This is a genomic window from Extibacter sp. GGCC_0201 (assembly GCF_017566055.1).
Lineage (GTDB): Bacteria > Bacillota > Clostridia > Lachnospirales > Lachnospiraceae > Extibacter.
Genome location: NZ_JABFCH010000011.1, coordinates 54,496 through 73,113, shown reverse-complemented (window position 1 = coordinate 73,113; position 18,618 = coordinate 54,496). Strand labels below are relative to the sequence as shown.

Genomic DNA, 18,618 nt, shown 5'->3' with positions numbered 1-18,618 from the left:
TGGGCGGATTGACAATATGAATAAGGACAGAAAGGATGATGACTATGACTAAAAATGTGGAACATGCATTATTCGAAATCACGCCGGAGATACAGCAGCTGGCACAACTATGTGAGGACAACAATGCGATTGAAAAGGAACTGTATACCAAATACGAAGTTAAACGGGGCCTCCGCGATGTTAATGGCAAAGGTGTACTTGCCGGTCTGACAAATATATCTGACGTATGTGCCAAGAAAATTGTTGATGGCGAAGAAGTACCCTGTGCAGGCAATCTGTATTACAGGGGTTACAATATCAAAGAATTAGTCAAAGGGTTCCTGGAAGCGAAGCATTATGGATTTGAGGAGATATCCTATCTATTGCTTTTTGGGGAGCTTCCGACAGACGAGCAGCTCGCAGCATACCATGAGACTCTTGTCGAGAGAAGGACGCTTCCGCCGAACTTCGTAAGAGATGTCATCATGAAGGCTCCAAGCCGGGACATGATGAACAGCCTGTCCAGATCTATCTTGAGCCTGTACTCCTATGATGCAAAGGCAGACGACACATCTATACCAAATGTCCTCCGCCAGTGCCTGAACCTGATCAGCCAGTTCCCTATGCTTATGGTATATGGATACCATGCATATAACTATCGGCTCGGAGAGGACTTATTTATCTATGCTCCGTCACCTGAGCTGTCCACGGCGGAAAACATACTTATGATGCTCAGAGAAGACAGGAAATACACGAAGCTGGAGGCCAAGATACTGGATATGGCACTCGTGCTCCATATGGACCACGGCGGCGGTAACAACTCGACCTTTACGACCCATGTCGTTACATCATCCGGTACAGATACATATTCGACAATCGTAGCCGCCATGGCTTCACTGAAGGGGCCGAAACACGGCGGAGCCAACATCAAGGTAACCCAGATGTTTGAGGATATGAAGAAGAAGCTCACAGACTGGAAAGACGAAGATGCGGTTAGACAGTACCTGTGCGATCTCCTGGATAAGAAGGCCTTTGACCAGAAGGGCCTGATATATGGTATGGGACATGCGATTTATTCCGTATCCGACCCAAGAGCGGATATCTTCAAGAAGTTTGTAAAGCAGCTGGCAAAGGAAAAGGGCTTTGAGGAAGAATATGCCCTCTATGAGATGGTAGAACATATGGCTCCGGACGTTATCGGAGAGAAACGCAAGATATACAAAGGCGTCAATGCCAATGTAGACTTCTACAGTGGACTCGTGTACAGCATGCTGGATCTGCCTGCATCACTCTACACACCGATATTTGCCGCTGCCCGTATCGTGGGATGGAGCGCTCACAGACTGGAAGAGCTCAAGAATGTAGATAAGATAATCCGGCCGGCATATAAGCCTCTGGCACCGCACCGGGATTATATTAAGATGGATGACCGCTGATACAGCGGTCTTTTCCATAATCAGGTTCCATAATCAAAATGTTCCGGGAGGACGCATGCCAGCGTTTCTGGCCATTTAATCCGCCTGCAATAAACGTTAAAGGCGCAATCTATGAATGACAGGAGATGTACGAATGAAAAAAGATTTTTATTATCCGTCCAACGACGGCCTGACCCAGATTCACGCGGCAGAATGGATACCGGATCAGGAGATAAAAGCTGTCGTCCAGATATGCCATGGTATGGTGGAATATATCGAAAGATATAGCGAATTTGCCGATTATCTGACAGAACAGGGGATATATGTAACAGGACACGATCATCTCGGCCACGGGCAGTCCGTCAATAAAGAAGAGGAGCACGGTTATTTTGATGCGGCCAAGGGAAATGAATTTATCATCGGAGATATCCACAAGCTGAGGGAGATGACGCAGGAAAAGCACCCGGATGTGCCATATATCCTGCTCGGCCACAGTATGGGGTCTTTCCTGCTTAGGCAGTATCTGACTGTATACAGCCAGGGTCTCGCCGGTGCGGTTATCATGGGAACCGGATGGAAGGGGAAGGCCCTGCTCACCATGGGGCAGACGCTATGCAGGATTATCGCCGCATTCAAGGGATGGAAGCACCGAAGCCCCCTGGTGGACAACCTCAGCTTCGGAAGCTACAATAAGCGGTTTGAGCCGGGTAATACGCCGAAGGACTGGATAACCTCAGACAAGAAGAAATGTGCCGAATATGTCAGCGATCCGCTCTGCAGCTTCGTATTTACCGTCAGTGCGTATTACCAGATGTTTGAGGGTATGAAAGTTCTGACAAAGAAGGAGAGCACGGAAAACATCAAAAAAGACCTTCCCGTCTTAATCATTTCAGGAGCGGAAGACCCGGTGGGGGACTTCGGCAAAGGGGTGCAAAAGGTGTATGAACAGTTCCGGGGGGCAGGCATACAGGATGTAACAATGAAGCTCTATGAGGGAGACAGGCATGAAATCCTGAACGAGACAGACCGTGAACTCGTATATGAAGATATTTATCAGTGGATTTTCGAAAAAATTCGTGTATCATAAGAATAGAATCAAAAAAAATTCGGAATCAAAACTGATTTATTGACATTGAGGAACGAAGAGAATAGAATAAAACAAAATTTTAAAATAGGTACACAGACAAAGGTGTCGAAACTTTGTTTGTGTACTTTTTTTATGCATTTTTTTAACTGAGGACAGCAGATGTCCATAATTACGAATGGGCCGCGCCCGGGAATGGAGGAAAAAGGATGAAAACATTAGGGTATTACAATGGTAGATTCGGGGAGCTTGATGAGATGACGGTACCGATGAATGACCGCGTATCTTGGTTTGGAGACGGGGTATATGATGCGGGGCCTTCAAGGAATTACAAGATATTTGCACTGGATGAACATATAGACCGGTTTTTCAACAGCGCGGGCTTGCTTAGGATTCAGATGCCGGTGACAAAGAGCAGGCTGAAGGAGCTGCTGAAGGGGCTGGTGGAGAAGATGGATACCGGAAACCTGTTCGTCTATTATCAGGTGACAAGAGGAACAGGTATCCGTGACCACACATTTACAGATGGCCCGGGCAACCTGTGGATCATGTTAAAACCAGCGGAAATATCTGACGGAAAGGAACCTGTCCGGCTCATTACGATGGAGGACACGCGCTATCTTCACTGCAATATCAAGACACTGAACCTGATACCTTCAGTAATGGCAGCACAGAAAGCCAAGGAGGCCGGCTGTCAGGAGACGGTATTCTACCGGGCAGGAGGACGCGTGACCGAGTGTGCACACAGCAATATCCATATTATCAGGGACGGCGTCCTTGTGACGGCGCCTGCGGATAACCTCATACTTCCCGGCATAGCAAGAGCCCATCTCATCAACATATGCAGGCAGCTATGCATACCGGTGAGTAAGACGCCATATACGCTGGATGATCTGTATGGCGCTGAGGAGATTATCGTTACAAGCTCCAGCAGCCTCTGCCTCCACGCAAATGAAATAGATGGAAAGACAGCCGGGGGAAGGAACCCTGATTTGCTGGAAAGAATCAGGGCAGCGCTGCTGCAGGAGTTCTATGACGCGACTCCGGCAGAAAATGCCGGGAGATAGACGGGAGGATGTGGCATGAATGCAATCAGATTTCTGCCCGGAGGAGACCGGGCCATGACTGTGGAGTTCGGGAGCCGAATCGACACTAAGACCAATGACCGGGTACACGCTCTTGCGGCAAAGCTGGAAAAGGAAGGGCTGACTGGAATTATAGAGCTCGTGCCCACCTACCGGTCGCTGACAATATATTATGAGCCAGGAGAGATATCTTTCGGCACTCTGAAAGAGAGGATTCTCTCTTATGGAGATATTGCAATGAATCCCATTCACATGAAAAAGAAGATATGGAAGATACCGTGCTGCTATGGGGCAAGGTTCGGATGTGACCTTGCGGATATGGAGACATATACCGGGCTGGGACGGGATGAGATTATCGCAGTCCACAGCGCGGTGGATTACAAGATATATATGATGGGCTTCCTTCCAGGCTTCGTCTACCTTGGAGGGCTTGACAAGAGGCTTGAAGTGCCTAGGCTTGAGACGCCGAGGTTAAAGATACTTCCAGGCGCTGTAGGTATCGGAGGCGGCCAGACAGGCGTGTACCCGGTAGCATCGCCCGGAGGGTGGCGGCTGATAGGGGCAACGCCAGTGGAGTTCTATTACCCTGGCAGGAAGGAGCCTGTCTTCTGTAGGGCCGGCGAATATATCCGTTTTGTTCCGATAACAATCAGCGACTACTACGACATACGCAGGCTGGTGTCAAGAGGCGAGTATGAGGTAGAAGTGCAGGAGTGCGAGGAAATGGAAGAGGAAGAAGTGGAAGAGGTAGAAATGGAAGCGGAGGTGAAAGCATGGCGGTAAAGATTACCATGCCGGGAGCATTTACGACAGTACAGGATGCAGGGAGGTACGGCTATCAGTGCTATGGGATAGGACCATCAGGTGTCATGGATGAAAAGGCATATGCGGATGCCAATTATCTGGTAGGAAATGAAAACAAAGAGGCAGTATTAGAGACAGCCCTGTACGGAGGCGAGATGGAAATTACAGAAGATACGGTATTGGCTGTGACAGGTGCGGATATGGAGCCGAAGCGCAATGGAGAGCTGGTTCCCATGAACGAACCTGTCAGGATGAAAGCCGGAGATACCCTTTCTCTTGGCGCGGCCAGGGAAGGCTGCCGTACATACATCGCGTTTGCGGGAGGAATAGACGTCCCGGTGGTGATGGGCAGCCGTTCTACCAGTATCAGATATAAGCTTGGCGGATATGAGGGGCGTGCATTGAAAGCAGGAGACGAACTTCCGTTTGGAAAAGGAAGAAGCTTCGAGGAAGTGAAAGGCAGGAAGACAGAAGGGCGTGAATTCCCTTCTGAACTATGCATAAGGGTGATTCCAGGCCCCCAGGATGATTATTTTACCGAGAAGGGAAAAGCCACATTCTATAGTGCCATATACACGGTCTCGGAGCAGAGCGACCGTATGGGCTGCCGACTGGACGGCCCTGGAATCGAGAGCAGGGAAGGAACAGATATCGTGTCTGACGCCATCCCATGTGGTTCTGTCCAGGTTCCCGCAGACGGCCGTCCGATTGTACTGATGGCTGACCGCCAGACGACAGGGGGATATGCCAAGATTGCGACAGTATGTGCTTTTGACATTCCAAAGCTTGCACAGGGAATGCCCGGAGACAGGGTGAGATTTACCGCTGTATCAAGGGCAGAGGCGGATAGAATCAACAGAAAGCAGGTGAGGAAATGACAGAATATTACAACATGAGTCCCCGAAAGGTGAGAAAACTTGTGCGGAACGGTATGATTACCGGTCCTACTTCCGGAATGTGCGCCGGATATGCACAGGCCAATCTCGTCGTACTGCCGAGAGAGCTGGCTTATGATTTTCTGCTGTTTACACAGAGAAATCCGAAGTCGTGCCCGTTGCTGGAAGTAAGCGATACAGGAAGCAGAAAACTGCCTCATATTGCCCGGGATGCCGACATAGCCAGAGATTTCCCTAAGTACCGCGTCTACAAAAGAGGGACACTTATCGGCGAATATACAGATGTGGAACGATTCTGGAGAGATGATTTTGTAAGCTTTCTTATCGGGTGCAGCTTTTCTTTCGAATCCGCCCTGCTGGAAGCAGGAGTAACGGTAAGGCACATAGAGGAAAGCTGCAATGTACCTATGTATAAGACGAACATAGCCTGCACCCCTGCGGGGATGTTCTACGGCAATCTGGTAGTGAGCATGCGTCCCCTTCCGCAGGATCAGGTTGCAAAGGCGGTCCTTGTGACGGGGGAGATGGCGAAGGTACATGGAGCGCCGGTCCAGATTGGAGAACCGGAGGCAATCGGCATCAAGGACATACATACGCCGGATTTTGGTGACAGGGTTACCATCCGCCGGGGGGAGGTGCCGGTGTTCTGGCCGTGTGGCGTGACGCCTCAGAATGTTGTGATGAAGGTAAAGCCGGAGATTGCCATTACGCATTCGCCCGGACACATGTTTATCACGGATGTCAAAAATGTGGAGTTGAAATATTAGCGCAATGGAAGGAGGAAGAACTATGCATACGGTAGATTTGAATTGCGACCTGGGTGAAAGCTTTGGCAATTATAAATGCGGGCTGGATGAAGAAGTGATACGCTACATATCTTCTGCCAATGTAGCATGCGGGTTTCACGCTTCCGATCCTGCCGTGATGACAAGGACTGTAGCACTAGCCAGAGAGAACGGCGTGAGCGTAGGGGCCCACCCCGGCTATCCCGATCTGCAGGGATTCGGGAGGAGAGACATGGATGCATCACCGGCGGAAGTCAAGGCGATGGTACAGTATCAGATCGGCGCACTGGAGGCGTTCTGTACGGCGCAGGGCATAAGCCTTGCACACGTTAAGCCCCACGGGGCGATGTACAATATGGCAGGCAGGGATGAAACGCTGGCAGAAGCAATCTGTGAGGGGATATATGAGGTGGATCCCGGTCTCGTACTTCTGGGGCTGTCAGGCAGCAGAATGCTTGAGGCTGCGAAGAGGACTGGACTTAAATGTGCAAAAGAAGTGTTTGCAGACCGGGCCTATGAAGAAGACGGCACACTCGTGGCAAGAAATGTCCCAGGGGCCTTGATTACAGATGAAGATGAAGCGGTAGAGAGAGTACTGCGGATAGTAAAAGACGGCGTGGTGACGGCAATCACGGGCAGAGACATCGAAGTGGCGGCAGACTCGGTGTGCATACACGGAGACGGGCCAAAAGCACTTGCTTTTGCCGCAAAGATAAGAAAAGCGCTGGAAAGAGAAGCTGTCCGGATCGTGCCGCTTGGAAAGTCTGCCGGTTAGGAGGGATGTGTGATGGATACTGTGGCAAAGAAGAAAACAGAGACAGTGGAGGATATCGTACTGCGCTATTCCAGAAGAGGTATGCATATCCTGCGTGAACATCTGGATGAAAACTTCTGCAGACTGGCAGCAGAGAGGATGCTTACGCTGAAGAAAGGGAACATCCTGCTGACAACAGGATTTTATGTGGATGGCCATGCGGAGACAGACGGCCCTCTCGGGACGATGACGCTGGCCAACGCTCTTCGGAAGGTAGGCTATCACCCTATTATCATTACAGACATGTTCTGCAGGGGCTTTTTTGAGATGGAAGGACTGGATGTCACATACATGGATATTAAGGACGGATGGAAAGAGTATGGATCACTGATTAGAGAATATGACCCCGTAGGCATGATTTCTATTGAACGCTGCGGACGGAATACAGAAAGCGATTATGTCAACATGCGTGGTGACAGCATCAAATCCAGGACCGCCAGAATCGATCTTCTGTTTGAACTGGCCATGGAGCATAAAATACCGACATTCGGCATTGGAGACGGAGGAAACGAGATAGGCATGGGCAACCTGAAAGAAGTGATACAGGAGGAACTGTCGCTCGCTCCATGTGAGGTGACGGTAGATACGCTCGTGATATCCACCGTGTCAAACTGGGGCGCCTATGCCGTGGAGGCTTACATGCAGCAGATGAAGAAAGTAAGGCTGCTCCCTTCATACAAAGAGATAAAAAGATATCTTGAGACAATTGTGAATATGGGAAGCGTGGACGGTGTGACAGGCCGGCAGTCTGCCAGCGTGGATGGATTTCCACTGGAGGTAGAAAGAGAAATCTTAGAATCCCTTGACGTTGCAGCATCAGCGGCAGATGCAGGAGAAGCAAGAAAAGCAGGATAATTCCTGCTTTTAAACATCGTCCTCCTTCGCGGGCAGGGAGGAATGTATATTCTTAATCGTGCTCAGCACGTAGTGGGTTCTTGTCTGGCGGACACCTGTCTGGCTTTTAACCCACTTGTGTATCTCTTCCAGATGTTCCGACGACTTGCAGGTGACTTTCAGCAGAAAGTCAAATTCACCGGTAAGGTAATAACATGCTATCACATACGGGTTGACTGTCACATTTTCAATAAATGTGTCATTGAACTGCGGGTGCTCCATACTCACTTCTATAAGCACGGTCACATCATTCCCCACCTTGGCGTCATCCGTTATGATCGTATATGATTTGATGATGCCGGCCGCTTCCATCTTATGGATGCGGTCGATGACCGTGGAGACAGAAAGGTGGACTTCACGGCTGATTTCAGAGGCACGCTGCCTTGCATTGCTCTTTAGTTTTTCGAGAATCTGGTAATCAAGAGAATCCATGGAACAGCCTCCTTCAGATTAGTGCGGCAATCAAATATATTCTATCACAGGTTCTGGAAAAAAGAAAGGAGACAGTGCGCTGCAAATTGTTCTGCTGAAAATTCCCCCAAAGTCTGATATAATACTCATTGAGACTTAAATCCCTTAGACAGAGTGGGATTACGGAGGTAGTACCAATGAACAGAGAGAGAGAAAAGACAGGCCTGAAAGAAGAGATAAAGGCTGCTGCATGGGAACTGTTTTATGAAAAGGGATATGAAGAGACGACGATAAATGACATTATAAAAAAGGCAAATACATCGAAGGGCGGTTTTTATTATTACTTTAAGGCCAAGGACGAGCTTCTGCATTCGTTGTATTCGTTCTTTGACAGGGAATATGAGAAATTTTACGAGAATATGGACAAGGGTCTGGACAGCCTCGTACAGCTGAAGCAGCTGAGCCAGTATGTCTCATACTTTATAGAGGGCAATGTCTCCGCAGAGCTTCTGGCAGCGCTGTACCAGTCGCAGCTCGTAAAAAAGAAGCAGGACTGTTTTCTCAATCCCGACCGTTACTATAACCGGCTTGTACGTAAGATAATAGAGGAGGGCCAGGAGAAAGGTGAGATACGACGGGATATGGCAGTAGAAGAGCTGGCACATCATGTGCTGCTGCTCGAGCGTGGGATTATCATGGACTGGTGTGTACAGAACGGGGGCTTTTCGCTCGGGTATTATGGAACGAGAAATTTTGATCTGTATATAGAATTTATGAGACCGGACAGATAAGAAAGTGCACTGGAGGGCACTTTTTTTGCCCAAATACAAACTGCGGTCTGCAACTGGTCGGGGCGAATACGCTAAAAATAACGCTAATAAAGACTGTAAATAAAGCATAATTCAAATTTATAATCTGATAAATAAAACATTAATAATTGATAATTAAGATAATTATGTTGACAATCGCAATAATATATTGTTATTATTATAACTATAACAAACCGCGGTTTCTAAAAATGTGTTCTTTAGAGTGATTGGAGGAAGGAATATGCTTTACACAGAGATCTGTAATGCAGTCTGGATGTTTTTATGGGTAGGCGTCCTGCTGCTGGCTGTCATACTTCAGTGCCTTATCTTTATGAAGAGGGCATGGAAGCATGCACTCGAACTGGGACTTCAGCCAGCTCAGATAAAAAAGGGGCTGACGACTGGGATATCCATCAGTATCATGCCTACGCTGCCGGTGCTGCTTGTGCTGCTGTCACTGATGCCGCTGCTTGGCACGCCACTTCCGTGGCTGAGGCTGTCTATCATAGGTTCTGCTTATTATGAGACGTATGCCGCTTCAACGGCGCTTGAATGCGTGGGAGAGACGCTCCAGATAAACGGGTACAGCGTAGACGGATGGGTTGCCGCGGCCTGGGTCATGACAATCGGAGGAAGCGCCTGCGTACTCTGGTCATCGCTGGCGATCAAGCCGATATCGATGATATATGAGAAAGCGGAAAAGGTTGATATGAAGCTGGTCCTGTCCATAGGGAGCGGATGCCTTGCCGGAGTCATGGCTTATGTATCCGTATCATATGGGTTCAGTGCGATGTCTACGAAAGGGGTCGTATTCTGTATCAGCTTTGCAGTCGGTGCATTGCTCGTATATATACATAACAAGAGGCCGAAATCTAAGTGGCTGTCCGATTACCTGATGACAATCAGCATGCTCGTCGCTATGGCGGCGGCCTGCTTTATATTTTAGAAAGGAAGTGTTTGTCCATGAAGCAGAAAGGTGGTTACCACAGTTGGGTACATCGGTTCGGAATCGCGTCAAGCCTGTTTTTATTTGTGGCTATGACGGCATTTCCCATAGCAGTCAGCGCGGTGTATGGCTTATGGCCTGATTTTAAGCTGCTCTGGCCGGGGTTCATAGCGGTGATACTTTTTATGGCACCATACTGGCCTGCGGAGACGATAGGCTATATGTCTGTCATGGGTCCTGGAGCGCTTTATATGTCATATATTACAGGAAATGTGACGAACCTGAGGATGCCGGCCACGATTGGTACGATCAATTCATTGGGCATTAAGCCCAATACCGATGAATGCCACACGATGGCGGTCATTGCCTGCGGAGCTTCTATTATTACTACGGTAGTCATAGTGGCTCTTGGGGTAGTGATAGCGGCCCCGCTCGCGCCGGTTCTCAGTTCGCCGGTGATCCAGCCGGCATTTGATTACGTTGTCCCGGCGCTGTTCGGCGGGCTTGTAGCGCAGACGATACTGAAAGGGAAGAAGCAGTTTCTGTATTTTCTCGCCCCTCTCGCCGTCTGCCTGTTCTTCTGTTATTTTACGGCGGTAAACAGTGCATATTACATGCTGATTGCCATTGCCATATCAGTTCTCATCTATGTGACGGACTACAAAAGCGGTAAGAATAAGGAAAAGAAAGAGGCTTAGAAGCCATCTGTAAGAGAGGAGAAGACTATGGATAGACTTACATATATTATTTGTGGAAAGCTGTACGACGGTTTGGAAGATGAGTTCAAAGAAGGATATAAGATTCTTGTTAAGAATAATAAGATCGAGGAGGTAGGCCCGGCCATCGTATGCCCGGAATCGGCGGAGGTTGTGGATCTGTCCGACGCTACGGTTACCCCCGGCATGATAGATGCACATATGCACATGGATTATATCGACTGGCATACGATACGGGAAGAGGTATATACCACGTCCGAAGAAGCCAAGACTATCGCAATCGTCCGTACTGCACAGAAGACATTGTCCCGCGGATTCACGACAATCCGCCATACGGGCGGCATCACATCCAACGGCTTCGGGGTATTGGACGTCAAAAGGGCAATCGAAAAAGGCTACATCACCGGTTCACGTATCGTGGCTGCACCAAGATTCCTGTGTGGCGCCGGGAGTCATGGGGACCTGTCCCAGGGCTTTGCCAGGAATCCGGAGCTGTCCATGATGCTGCAGAACCTGCGTCCTACGCTTGGTGCCGGCAAGGACTTCTTCGTCAATGCTGTCCGTGAAGAGATCAAGTACGGAGCGGATTTTATTAAGATTATGGCGACCGGCGGGTTCTTTACCCCCTACGATAATCCGTCTCAGCTGCAGATGAATGACGAGGAGCTGCAGGCGGTCATGAACACGGCCCATGAATGGGGCAAGACGGTGACGGCCCACGTCTACAGCGTAGACCATATGAAGAAGCTGGTAGGCTTTGGCATCGACGGTATGGAACATTGTTCTCTGATGGATGAAGAGACGGCACAGCTTATCATCGATAATGACGTCTATGTCGTGCCTACATTCTGCCCATATGAAGAGGCGGTCCACTACGATCCGGTGCTCATACAGACCAAGCAGGAGGAGTACAGAATTAAGCTGGAATATTATAAAGATGCGCTTCAGGCCGGACGTGAGGTTATCAGGAACTGCAAATGCAAGCTCGGATATGGAACCGATATGGTGGCCACCCACCAGAACTATGACAGCGGATATGAATTCAAAGCATGGATGGAAAGCGGCATGGGGACGTTCCGAACACTGCACGCGGCTACGAAGGTCAATTCGGAAATCCTGCAGCTTGAGGATAAGATTGGAACGCTGCAGCCTGGCAAGTATGCGGATATTGCCGCCTGGAAACGAGATCTGATGACAGATCCGTACGCCCTGCTCGATTGTGCTTTTGTCATGAAAGAAGGAATAATCTACCCGACGGAACGATGCGAGGAAATATAACAGATGAAAAGGCGGAACCCGTTAGCCATATGGTTAACGGGTTCCGTTGTTGTTATAGTTATTTAAAGGAATGAGAGTAAAGTACGACACCGGGGAAATGATATTCCCCGGTGCGTTTACTTTATGAGGGGGGAGATAGTTGTGTGTTGTTCAACTATCTGACTCTTAGTATAAAGTAAAATTGTGTCCAAAATATGTTTAAAATATAAAAGAAAGCGAAAAATTCTTAAGCGATTATTAATTTAGAATCTGTTGGTGGTCATATGGTTAAGGAAATGAAACGGGCCGTCTACAGCGAGAAATCAATCTTCCCGATCATCAGGTTCGGGATAAACATTATATAATAGCCGTCAGCGATAGTGCCGGTGCCATATTTGCCGCAGTAGTAATCCAGCGCCTCCTGCAGGAATTCTTCCGTAACCTCCAGATAACGGGCGGTCTCATGCCGGTCGGTGCATCTGTGCTCATAGGCACGGATAAGACCCTCGAGACCGATTTGCTTATTGTATGCCCATACCCGTGCCTGCCGCTCCTGCTTCCGGTTGCCGGATGACGTAAGGTCCACGATGTTGCCGATGGACGTGTGATGATGCCCAAGTTCCTCGGCGAGGACGCAGGCTTTTTCTTCTGTCGTGTTCAGGCTTGACGAGAGTGCAATATTATTATCTACATACAGGCCACAAGTCTTCCCGCTAAAAGGATAGTTCTCATCTATGGATATCCCCTCGGCTGCAGCTTCGCCTAATAATTCTTCGTATCTGTTCATTTGATCAACTCCTGTTACCAGTATAAGCTGCCTGTTGTGTCATAAACAGGACTTTTCTTACGTTCGGTTTCTTTTGGCTCTGATAAATTCGATATAATTTTCTACGTCTTTTTTTTCTTCCTCTGTCAGGTCATCTGTGTCAAAATGGGCGGCAACCGTATCCGGGTATGCAATATGGGCCGTATTGGTTCTGCCGAGCAGATAATCGGTGTCTACATTGAAAAAATCAGCAATCAATTCCAAAGTTTCAAAATTAGGCTGACGCTCCCCTCGTTCATACATATTGACAGCACTCTTAGATATACCGAGCAACCGGGCAAGTTCCTGCTGTGATATCCCTCTTTCATTTCTTAACAGACGTAATACATTCCCAAAATCAGCCATCGGTCCACTTCCTTTCTTGATATAACTGTATTATACACGAAACGTGCTTAAAAGTAAACAAAAAGTTCACAAAATGTGCTTGACAAACGAGCACAAAACGTGTACTTTATAAGTGAGCACAAAACGTGCACGGAAGAAACAGAATCAAAAAGCCAGAGCGTTCAGCTCTGGCAGAAGGAAAAGTTATGAAAAAGAAAATCTATATGAAAAGCGCTGCCGCTTGTTTGCTTACTAATATAAAGCTGAAATGTGACAGAATTGTGATGCCAAGATGAAGTATCTATAAAGATTTTAAAAATAAAAAATGAACCGGGAATGGAGAAGAGCCTGCTAAGCAGGCCCTCCTTCCCTGGTTAAATAGTTGTAGAGGATGTCGATGAATTCCCCGTTTGCCGGTTTGTGCTTAAGCTCGTACCCAGTGATTCTGTTGAGCAGATTCCGGTTGCCCTTATACCAGCAGCTGGAAACGGCAGTGCGGATACAGTGCCCTACATTGTCCCTGGTAGTACCGAACTTTATAGCCACATCAACATACAGGTCTTTGTAGACAGATAGAAGATAGTCTTCATTTTGCAAGCAGAGCTTTAAGGCATACAACAGGAAATGAAAACCTCTTAACGTAGAGCGTATCCCCAAGTCCAGTAAAAGAGCTCTCGTTCTATCCATAAATGCCTCCTGTTCTACCCGACCCTACTACCCAATTGTAAACAAAAGAAAGCAGATTGAAAATCAAAAAAAGAGGAGATGATAAATTGAACAGACAAAGAAGAACCAGAACTGTATGCAGGATGGATAAAGAGGACCGTCTCAGGGCGCTGTCCGCCGGACGTCCTGACGCGGCAGCTGCCAGACAGTTCGTACATAAGGCTTATGAAAGCTATACGGTTGACGGATATATGAAAAGCAAGGAGATGAGTGATATTGGACAACTACCTTCTGAATGAATATGCGGCCATGAAAGCAGAGGTAAGGGATCTGCGCCGCAGAATAAGCAGCTTAAAGCACGAGATGAAAAAAGCATCCGCGGCATGCGATGATGGTAAAGGGGTGAAAGGTTGGAAAGGACGCGGCAGCGTAAGGGTAACCGGGTATCCTCCATCACTGTTTCATAAGAAGCAGGAGAAGATGATGGAGCTGGTGCTGTTACTAGAATGCCGTGAAGTAGAGTTCCTGGATAGGACGCTGGAAGTTGAAAGATTTATAGAAGCCATCGCAAAGAGTGAGATGCGTATTATGTTCAGACTTTATTATATAGAAGATTTTTCTTATATAAAGGTTGCGGATGAGATGAACCAGATGTTCCCGAGAAGGAGCATTGCCTATACGGATGAAAATGTAAAGAAAAGAATACAAAGATTTCTGGCAGCCTGCTGACATGAAAAGATTTAACGGCCAGAGAGAACGTACAAAAGCGATGGCAGAACCGGCAATAAAAAACGCAGCAGAAGGGATTCGAACCCCCGGAGCCTTTCGGCTCTTCAGCTTTCGAAACTGACGCCTTCGACCACTCGGCCACTGCTGCATTCCTATTATAGCACAGGCAGGTGTGGTTTTAAAGAGTGATATTCAAGTAAGTTGAAAAAAAAGTGCGCCTGTGATAATCTGTGAGAAATAGTTTGAAAAGAAGGGGAGATTATCATGGGTACGCAGATACGGGGAAAGAGATTGAAGAATGTAAGGAACATCGGGCTGATACTCTGCCTGGCCCTGCTGCTGTCGGGCTGCCAGGCAGTATCCTTCCTGTTTCAACCGGCTGCAGGCACGGGAACTTCTGACAGGGACGTGCAAGATGTGGCGGGGGAGATGAAAGTCACTTTTCTGGACGTAGGCCAGGGCGACTGTACGATTATCCAGGAATCTGGGCACAGTATGGTGATTGATGCCGGCAATAACGGGCAGGGAAGCAAGGTGGCCGCATATCTGGAAGAGCAGGGAATCGAAAGGCTGGATTATCTGATGCTTACACATCCCGACGCAGACCATATAGGCGGGGCAGACGGCGTGATGGAGCGTGTGGAGGTCAGGCAGGTCATCATGCCGGATATCACAAATGACACGAAGACGTACGAAGAGGTGGAGGACGATATCGAGGCCATGGATATCGGGGTCATCTACCCGGAAGTCGGGCAGACCTATGAGCTAGGAGAGGCTTCCTTTGAGATATTATGCCCTGAGGACGTAAAGGAGAATGATATGAATGCGTCATCGGTAGGAATCAAGCTGACACATGGACAAAAATCGTTCGTCATGTGCGGAGACGCGGAGATACCTTCCGAAGAAGCTATGATTGAGTCTTTTGGCAGCAGCCTGGAGTGTGATGTGCTCAAATGCGGACATCATGGGAGCAGTACGGCGACATCGGAAGCTTTTCTGGAAGATACAGATCCGACATGGGCAGTCATAAGCTGTGGAAGGAACAATCGATACGGACATCCGCACGCGGAAGTGATAAGCAGGCTGGAGGATGCCGATGTACAGATATACAGGACGGATCAGCTTGGTACGGTCACTGCCGTCAGCGATGGGGAGAACATAAGCTGGAAAAGTGAAAAATAGCCGGGAATTAAGAGAAATCAGTATTGACATTAGATAAGTATGGTTTTACAATATACTTAGCAATACTAAATGCATAGGAATGGTGAGGGATATGTCGGAAAAGTTTGTACAGCAGATGAAGAAAGGCGTTCTTGACATGACGGTACTAAAGCTGATTGTCGAGAAAGACACATATGGTTACGAGATACTTCAGGAGTTGGAGCACAGAGGAGGTGAATTCTTCCGTTTGAAAGAAGGGACGCTGTATCCCGTGCTTTACCGGCTGGAAGACGGGGGTCATATCTGTTCCGCGTGGCAGGACGGGGAAGGGAGAAGCGCACCGAAAAAATATTATACGGTCACTGATAAAGGCCGTAGAACCTATGCACAATACTGGAGCCAGTGGAATGAGTTTATAGATTGCGTGAAATGCATATGCAGGGAGGAAAAGTGATGGGCAATCAGGCAGAAGAGAAGATTGAACAGTATATCCGGGAAATCAGCAGGCATCTGGTAATTCCCCATGATATGAAAAAAAGAGTAGAAAGCGATTTGCGTACAGACTTTTATCTGCGGATAGAAGCAGGCAAGGATGTGGATGAGGTGATAAAAGAGATGGGGGATCCCGGCGAGACGGCAGCGTCTTTTAATGAGGAGCTGGAGGGCGGCAAGGCAGCCACGCCATGGAGATTCCATAAGATATTCCTTGTGGCGGCAGCACTGGCCTTGCTGGCGTTCGTCATTGAGTTTATCTGTACATGCAGCATGATGCGGAAATTAGACAACGGAATTGCTATAATCGGAAATGCAGACGGCAATACCTCCGTATTTCTGGCAGGTAGGATTATAAATCCTTTTGCGGATATTCTTTGGGGGCTGGCGGCTGTACTGGGGCTGCTTGCCCTGTATTATCTTACTTCCAGGTCAGTTTCATATGGCAGGAACAGAGGAGCGCTTCTATGCTCTCTTGCCGGAACGCTCTGCCTCATATCAGGTTTTGCCGCACACATTCCGATTGGTATGGCTGAGGGACAGGGGCCGTACGGGTATATTGAAATGATGTTAAACGGGAAAAATATTCTCCTCATCCTGCTTGCGCTCATTCCACTGATTACACTGGCGCTCAGCATACGCAGAAAGAAATAGAACTGGTGTGGACAGCGAAAACCCGCTGGCCTTGCGGCCCGCGGGTTTCGTTGTCGTTATAGTTATCTAAAGGAATGAGAGTAAAGTGCGGCTCCAGTAAGCCTGGCGCGTTACTTTATGAGGGGGGAGATAGTTGTGTGTTGTTCAACTATCTGACTCTTAGTATAAATGGTAATTATGTCTAAAGTATGATAGATTCCTAAAAGAAATGGAAAGTTTCTTAAGCGCTTCTTAATAATGTCTTTACTTTTCAGGAATGTGGATTTGTGTTATAATCAAGACATACCAAATCTACTACGAAAGGCGAGGGTGCACATTGCGGGTACACCAAACAAAGTTATATGAAAAATTAAAAGAGTCATTGGGAGCTGTATTGCCGATTATCGGAATCGTGCTTTTCTTGTGCTTTACGATTGCGCCGATTCCTACCAGCATCCTGATGGCTTTTATTATTGGGGCCGTGCTTCTGATATTAGGGATGATGTTCTTTACGCTCGGTGCGGAGATGGCCATGACACCGATGGGGGAGCGCATTGGCACGAGGATGACCCAGACGAAGAAGGTGGGGATCGTGGTACTGCTCTGCTTTATCCTTGGGTTTATCATTACGGTGTCTGAACCGGACCTCCAGGTGCTTGCGGAGCAGGTACCGTCCATACCGAACTATACGCTTATCGTGGCGGTAGCAGCAGGCGTCGGCATCTTCCTGGTCGTGGCGGTGCTGAGGATGCTGTTTGGGATTCCGCTGTCATATATGCTCATCGTGCTGTATCCTGCGGTATTCGTACTGGCATATTTTGTGCCGGATGACTTCCTGGCAGTCGCGTTTGACTCCGGCGGGGTCACGACGGGGCCCATGACCGTACCGTTCATTATGGCGCTTGGTATCGGTTTTTCGGCGGTACGTAGTGACAAGCACGCGGAAAATGACAGCTTTGGCCTCGTTGCGCTCTGCTCCGTAGGTCCCATCCTGGCAGTCCTTATTCTCGGCATGATATATAATCCGACCGGTAATTCATATACGCAGACCTCGATTCCTGATGCCGACAATTCCGTGGAGATGTGGCGCCTGTTTTCATCCGGGCTTCCACATTACATGAAAGAGATGCTGGTTTCACTGCTGCCTATCGTCCTGTTTTTTGTGTTTTTCCAGATTATTTCTCTTCATCTTAAGAAAAAGACGCTGTTGAAGATATCAATAGGAATCGTCTTTACGTATATCGGGCTCTTCCTGTTTCTCACAGGAGTCAATATAGGATTTATGCCCGCCGGCAATTATCTCGGTCAGATCATAGCAGGCCTGCCATACCGATGGATCATCATCCCGATAGGAATGGTGATCGGATACTTTATCGTCAAGGCCGAGCCCGCTGTCTATGTGCTGATGGAGCAGGTAGAGGAGCTGACATCGGGCGCCATATCCGGCCGGGCGATGGGATACAGCCTGTCCATAGGAGTGGCCGTATCACTGGGGCTTGCCATGGTCAGGGTGCTGACAGGGATATCGATACTCTGGTTCCTGATACCGGGATATGTGGTGGCTATCGTATTGTCATTTTTCGTTCCGAAGATATTTACAGCCATTGCGTTTGACTCTGGCGGGGTAGCATCCGGGCCGATGACCGCCACCTTTCTGCTGCCATTTGCAGTGGGAGCGTGTGAGGCCGCAGGAGGGGATATCGTGACAGACGCATTTGGCGTCGTTGCCATGGTTGCCATGACGCCCCTGATTACGATCCAGATCCTCGGCTTCGTCTATCAGCTGCAGGAGAAGAGAACCGCAGCTGCAGATACTGCGGAAGAGACGATACCTGTTATCCCTTTGGAGGCGTTTGATGACAGCGACATAATTGAGCTGTAAAGGAGGACAC

22 protein-coding genes and 1 tRNA gene are annotated in these 18,618 nt (G+C 48.4%); 18 read left to right on the top strand and 5 right to left on the bottom strand.

The features are described 5' to 3' along the window. Positions 1 to 44 precede the first annotated feature (44 nt). The 8 genes from HJV72_RS09470 (at position 45) to HJV72_RS09435 (ending at position 7,717) form a co-directional block, all read left to right on the top strand. A complete protein-coding gene (locus HJV72_RS09470) occupies positions 45 to 1,415 on the top strand; it encodes a citrate/2-methylcitrate synthase (RefSeq protein ID WP_208070513.1) in 1,371 nt (456 codons plus the stop codon). Positions 1,416 to 1,548: 133 nt separating this feature from the next. Next, positions 1,549 to 2,481 (top strand): alpha/beta hydrolase, encoded by a 933-nt coding sequence (locus HJV72_RS09465; RefSeq protein WP_208070512.1) that lies wholly within the window; start codon positions 1,549 to 1,551, stop codon positions 2,479 to 2,481. Between the two features lie 206 nt (positions 2,482 to 2,687). Further along, a complete protein-coding gene (locus HJV72_RS09460) occupies positions 2,688 to 3,545 on the top strand; it encodes an aminotransferase class IV (RefSeq protein WP_208070511.1) in 858 nt (285 codons plus the stop codon). Between the two features lie 15 nt (positions 3,546 to 3,560). Continuing rightward, entirely contained in the window at positions 3,561 to 4,346 is a 786-nt protein-coding gene (gene pxpB, locus HJV72_RS09455) for a 5-oxoprolinase subunit PxpB (protein WP_208070510.1), read from the top strand. Further along, the gene (locus HJV72_RS09450) at positions 4,337 to 5,245 is read left to right on the top strand and encodes a biotin-dependent carboxyltransferase family protein (protein WP_208070509.1); all 909 of its coding nucleotides are present in this window, start codon (positions 4,337 to 4,339) and stop codon (positions 5,243 to 5,245) included. The genes pxpB and HJV72_RS09450 overlap by 10 nt, the downstream gene beginning before the upstream one ends. Beyond that, positions 5,242 to 6,030 carry a putative hydro-lyase gene (locus HJV72_RS09445; protein WP_208070508.1) on the top strand — a complete coding sequence of 263 codons (789 nt, stop codon included), beginning with the start codon at positions 5,242 to 5,244 and terminating at the stop codon, positions 6,028 to 6,030. Before HJV72_RS09450 ends, HJV72_RS09445 begins: the two co-directional genes overlap by 4 nt. Before the next feature lie 22 nt (positions 6,031 to 6,052). Then, complete coding sequence (locus HJV72_RS09440; protein WP_208070506.1) at positions 6,053 to 6,823, top strand: LamB/YcsF family protein; 771 nt, start codon at positions 6,053 to 6,055, stop codon at positions 6,821 to 6,823. Between the two features lie 12 nt (positions 6,824 to 6,835). Beyond that, on the top strand, positions 6,836 to 7,717 hold the full coding sequence (locus tag HJV72_RS09435) for a DUF4392 domain-containing protein (RefSeq protein WP_208070504.1): 882 nt from the start codon (positions 6,836 to 6,838) through the stop codon (positions 7,715 to 7,717). 9 nt (positions 7,718 to 7,726) lie between these two features. Here HJV72_RS09435 and HJV72_RS09430 read toward each other — a convergent pair whose 3' ends face one another. Next, positions 7,727 to 8,188: an Lrp/AsnC family transcriptional regulator gene (locus HJV72_RS09430; protein ID WP_208070501.1), complete on the bottom strand. Its 462-nt coding sequence runs from the start codon at positions 8,186 to 8,188 to the stop codon at positions 7,727 to 7,729. A gap of 176 nt (positions 8,189 to 8,364) precedes the next feature. Between HJV72_RS09430 and HJV72_RS09425 the strand changes: the two genes are divergently transcribed. The 4 genes from HJV72_RS09425 to HJV72_RS09410 all read left to right on the top strand — a co-directional run bounded on the left by HJV72_RS09425 (position 8,365) and on the right by HJV72_RS09410 (position 11,916). After that, complete coding sequence (locus tag HJV72_RS09425) at positions 8,365 to 8,958, top strand: TetR/AcrR family transcriptional regulator (RefSeq protein WP_208070499.1); 594 nt, start codon at positions 8,365 to 8,367, stop codon at positions 8,956 to 8,958. A gap of 259 nt (positions 8,959 to 9,217) precedes the next feature. Then, complete coding sequence (locus HJV72_RS09420; protein WP_066571388.1) at positions 9,218 to 9,922, top strand: DUF5058 family protein; 705 nt, start codon at positions 9,218 to 9,220, stop codon at positions 9,920 to 9,922. A 17-nt stretch (positions 9,923 to 9,939) separates the two neighbouring features. Further along, positions 9,940 to 10,620 (top strand): hypothetical protein, encoded by a 681-nt coding sequence (locus tag HJV72_RS09415; RefSeq protein ID WP_208070497.1) that lies wholly within the window; start codon positions 9,940 to 9,942, stop codon positions 10,618 to 10,620. Positions 10,621 to 10,647: 27 nt separating this feature from the next. Beyond that, the gene (locus tag HJV72_RS09410) at positions 10,648 to 11,916 is read left to right on the top strand and encodes an amidohydrolase family protein (RefSeq protein ID WP_208070495.1); all 1,269 of its coding nucleotides are present in this window, start codon (positions 10,648 to 10,650) and stop codon (positions 11,914 to 11,916) included. 289 nt (positions 11,917 to 12,205) lie between these two features. On the opposite strand, the gene HJV72_RS09405 is transcribed toward HJV72_RS09410, so the two are convergent. From HJV72_RS09405 to HJV72_RS09395, 3 genes are all read right to left on the bottom strand, one after another. Next, positions 12,206 to 12,682, bottom strand: a complete 477-nt coding sequence (locus tag HJV72_RS09405) for an ImmA/IrrE family metallo-endopeptidase (protein WP_208070493.1) — start codon at positions 12,680 to 12,682, stop codon at positions 12,206 to 12,208. Between the two features lie 57 nt (positions 12,683 to 12,739). Beyond that, positions 12,740 to 13,066 (bottom strand): helix-turn-helix domain-containing protein, encoded by a 327-nt coding sequence (locus tag HJV72_RS09400; RefSeq protein WP_208070491.1) that lies wholly within the window; start codon positions 13,064 to 13,066, stop codon positions 12,740 to 12,742. Between the two features lie 330 nt (positions 13,067 to 13,396). Further along, on the bottom strand, positions 13,397 to 13,732 hold the full coding sequence (locus HJV72_RS09395; protein ID WP_208070489.1) for a sporulation initiation factor Spo0A C-terminal domain-containing protein: 336 nt from the start codon (positions 13,730 to 13,732) through the stop codon (positions 13,397 to 13,399). Between the two features lie 86 nt (positions 13,733 to 13,818). Between HJV72_RS09395 and HJV72_RS09390 the strand changes: the two genes are divergently transcribed. Both HJV72_RS09390 and HJV72_RS09385 read left to right on the top strand, forming a co-directional pair. After that, positions 13,819 to 14,010, top strand: a complete 192-nt coding sequence (locus HJV72_RS09390; protein ID WP_208070487.1) for a hypothetical protein — start codon at positions 13,819 to 13,821, stop codon at positions 14,008 to 14,010. Next, complete coding sequence (locus HJV72_RS09385; protein WP_208070485.1) at positions 13,988 to 14,440, top strand: hypothetical protein; 453 nt, start codon at positions 13,988 to 13,990, stop codon at positions 14,438 to 14,440. Before HJV72_RS09390 ends, HJV72_RS09385 begins: the two co-directional genes overlap by 23 nt. A 63-nt stretch (positions 14,441 to 14,503) precedes the next feature. Here the strand turns inward: HJV72_RS09385 and HJV72_RS09380 are convergent. Then, a tRNA-Ser gene (locus tag HJV72_RS09380) sits at positions 14,504 to 14,588 on the bottom strand. 116 nt (positions 14,589 to 14,704) lie between these two features. Here HJV72_RS09380 and HJV72_RS09375 point away from each other — a divergent pair. From HJV72_RS09375 to HJV72_RS09360, 4 genes are all read left to right on the top strand, one after another. Continuing rightward, positions 14,705 to 15,622, top strand: a complete 918-nt coding sequence (locus tag HJV72_RS09375; RefSeq protein ID WP_208070483.1) for a ComEC/Rec2 family competence protein — start codon at positions 14,705 to 14,707, stop codon at positions 15,620 to 15,622. Positions 15,623 to 15,713: 91 nt separating this feature from the next. Then, positions 15,714 to 16,055: a PadR family transcriptional regulator gene (locus HJV72_RS09370; protein WP_066571412.1), complete on the top strand. Its 342-nt coding sequence runs from the start codon at positions 15,714 to 15,716 to the stop codon at positions 16,053 to 16,055. Beyond that, positions 16,055 to 16,747 (top strand): HAAS signaling domain-containing protein, encoded by a 693-nt coding sequence (locus HJV72_RS09365; RefSeq protein WP_117772172.1) that lies wholly within the window; start codon positions 16,055 to 16,057, stop codon positions 16,745 to 16,747. Before HJV72_RS09370 ends, HJV72_RS09365 begins: the two co-directional genes overlap by 1 nt. A 256-nt stretch (positions 16,748 to 17,003) precedes the next feature. Beyond that, positions 17,004 to 18,608 carry a DUF1538 domain-containing protein gene (locus HJV72_RS09360; protein WP_442899297.1) on the top strand — a complete coding sequence of 535 codons (1,605 nt, stop codon included), beginning with the start codon at positions 17,004 to 17,006 and terminating at the stop codon, positions 18,606 to 18,608. Positions 18,609 to 18,618: the final 10 nt, after the last annotated feature.